Source organism: Paraburkholderia sp. RL17-373-BIF-A, assembly GCF_046030175.1.
In the GTDB taxonomy this organism is placed as follows: Bacteria; Pseudomonadota; Gammaproteobacteria; order Burkholderiales; family Burkholderiaceae; genus Paraburkholderia.
Window position 1 is genome coordinate 1 of record NZ_JARESO010000329.1, and the last position, 823, is coordinate 823.

The following is an 823-nucleotide window of genomic DNA, read 5'->3' on the forward strand; positions in this document are numbered from 1 at the left end:
TCGGCGCAGGACAGGCAACCTCATCATGAAGCTCGGCTATGCACGCGTCTCGACCGAGGCGCAAGACAACACGACCCAGCTCGCCGCATTAAAGAAGGCTGGCTGCCGGCGCGTGTTCGAAAAAAAAGCCTCCGGCGGACGCTGGGAGCGGCCCGAGCTGAATCGCGTGGTGGAACAGCTTCGCGAGGGCGATGTGCTCATCGTCTGGAAACTGGATCGGCTTTCGCGCTCCCTGAAAGACGTGCTGATCCTGATGGAGCGAATCGAGCAGGCCGGAGCTGGCTTCCGAAGCCTGACTGAAGCGATCGATACCACCTCGCCAGCAGGTCGGATGATGATGCAGATCGTCGGGTCGTTTGCCGAATTCGAACGGGAGATGTTGCGCGAACGGACTCGACATGGACTCGCTACAGCTCGCAAGGAAGGACGTATCGGCGGCCGGCGACCGAAGCTCACGACTCGTCAACAACAAGAAATTGTGAAACTCGTGAACTCCGGAGAACAAACGGCTGCCGACGCCGCCAGACTGTTTGGTGTGCATCCGTCCACCGTCGCCCGTCTCCTATCACGATTTCGCCTTACAGAATAGGCGCTCGCTTCAACGTAGGGGTGCCCGCCTTCTGAATAACTGAGAACGCCGCAGAATGACGGTAAAGCTCCGTCGATGAGCCAATAATTGGCACTCCAAGCACTAAGTGCTGGATGTCATCGTAAAGGTTAGCGGATTTGCGAGGGGAGTGATGCCGGTTACGCTGATCCGGCGACGTCGCCATTTAAGACGTCCGGTTCTTCACTGCTACGACGAACCCTTGCAAGGGGAAAC

The 823-nt window shown here is 58.1% G+C and carries 1 protein-coding gene; it reads left to right on the forward strand.

Features of this window, described 5'->3' with window-relative positions:
- Positions 1 to 589: recombinase family protein (locus P0D80_RS50675; protein WP_408296412.1), on the forward strand; the 589-nt coding region annotated here is incomplete at its 5' end.
- Between the last annotated feature and the right edge of the window lie 234 nt (positions 590 to 823).